This window comes from Anaerophaga thermohalophila DSM 12881 (genome assembly GCF_000191885.1).
GTDB classification, from domain to species: domain Bacteria; phylum Bacteroidota; class Bacteroidia; order Bacteroidales; family Marinilabiliaceae; genus Anaerophaga; species Anaerophaga thermohalophila.
In genome coordinates, this window is record NZ_AEWI01000141.1 from 1 (window position 1) to 1,763 (window position 1,763).

Annotated in this window: 2 protein-coding genes; both read right to left on the reverse strand. The window is 34.3% G+C overall.

All coding sequences use genetic code 11. The annotated features are described in order from the left end of the window. Positions 1-201: 201 nt before the first annotated feature. On the reverse strand, positions 202-981 hold the full coding sequence (locus ATH1_RS0116860) for a nucleotidyl transferase AbiEii/AbiGii toxin family protein (protein WP_010424547.1): 780 nt from the start codon (positions 979-981) through the stop codon (positions 202-204). Continuing rightward, positions 974-1,588: a type IV toxin-antitoxin system AbiEi family antitoxin domain-containing protein gene (locus ATH1_RS20205; protein ID WP_010424549.1), complete on the reverse strand. Its 615-nt coding sequence runs from the start codon at positions 1,586-1,588 to the stop codon at positions 974-976. Before ATH1_RS20205 ends, ATH1_RS0116860 begins: the two co-directional genes overlap by 8 nt. Between the last annotated feature and the right edge of the window lie 175 nt (positions 1,589-1,763).

Sequence of the window (1,763 nt, forward strand, 5' to 3'; positions counted from 1 at the left end):
GTTAGAGGGGTGAAGGGAGGGGTCAATAAGCTTTAATGATTCGTTTTATTCTTCCCGTCGCACACCCCCTGGCCCCCTAAAGGGGGTACCACCAGCGCGCGATTCGTTTTAAATTGATACATTTGTATGATGTTAATCATCTGAAAATTGCGGGTTGGCTGGTTCTCCCTTTCAGGGGAGTCAGAGGTAAGCCATATAACTTCAATCAAGTTTGGTTTGTTCTATAAATTCTTTAAAGAGGCTCACCATTTTTGTTTCCTGATGATAAAACAGAAAAGGTTCAACATCTTTGGCTAAACCATTCATGTCATTATTATCGCATACTTCAATCAGCTTTTTTTTCAGTTGAACGGCGTTTGTTATCTTTAATTTTTGTTCCAGATAAGCATAATTGGGTTTTACAGACTTTAAAAGGAAAACAACATCGTAAAAATCGCGTCCTTTTTTCCGTGGCCGGTTTAAAATGGCATAAATTTTTTGGGAAAGTAAAATGTCTTTAGGGGTTGAATTGATTTGGGTGAATACATCAAATTTGTTAATAATAGGTTTTTGCGGCTCAAATAGAAAATTCTGAGGTTCTGTATCCAACTGAATAAGAATTTTTTCTTCTACATGTCCGGAAATTCCCTGTTGAAACAACAGGCCCGGAAATCTGATATAACAATGAAATGCACCCTTAATGACTTTTTTTATTGTAACCTGATATCCGAGACGCGAAAGTTCTTTTTTTATGATTGCTGAGATTTCTTCGAAATCGTTTTCTGTGAGGGCAAAATTGTCAAAATCTATATCCTCTGAAAATCTGTTATTATTATGGACAATTCTCAGGCATGTACCCCCCAGAAAGCATAATTTCCCCGCATAAGAACTATTAAATACAATTTCCAGAATTTTATACTGCAGATATTCTCGTAAGATAAATCTTTCGAAATGTTGAAGTTCCGGTGGATAAAATTTTTGTATTTCCTTCAAACTAATCATGTAAAAACTTCTTTAATAAGGAAATCCTTTTCTCAAAGTTTCCGCTACTAAAAAGCTTCGTATATTGACATAACTTTTTGATGTTAACGCTTTTCTGCAGAAGGTCTTTGTTAAATCTTAATTCATTTATATCATCCATTGAATGAATATCAGTATTAAAATAAAAATAATCGCAAAGGGTTTTTTCTAAATTTGCGATTTTGATGATTTTGTGGTGATTCATTACCAGTTCATATCCAAAGAAAAATTCCGGGTTTATATTCGAATAGCGAAATATCCCTTTGGGTGTTTTTATGGTTTTGGTTTTTAGTGTGGTTACCGATGTATAAATAAAAACCCCTTCGGGAATAATGCCATAATAGTTTAAAGCCGATTCAAGACTAATATATGAAGGGTTGTATATTTTGTTGGCTATGAAAAATATATTTAGTTCGCTGTTTTCATTATCCGGGAATGCATACCACTTGTTCCGGATTTTTTCGATGTATCCTTTCTTCTGCCAGTGATACAGGTTCATTCTGTTAAAACCGGGAAACTGTTTCTGAATGTCTTTTACAGAAAAGACGGTGAAATGATTCATGTATTTTTTAAATTCAAGGAAAGTCATTTTATTTCCGTTTTTATACAAAATTATATGATTTTGGAAATAAAATGCATTCCCCTGGGGAAATAGTTTGGGATTTTTTCATTTTTTGTGTTTTCTCCACGTCCGGACAGATTTCTTAAATTGACCCAAACGTATGGTTAAATTTATTGTGGCTTGCGGGTTAGCCTGGTTCTCC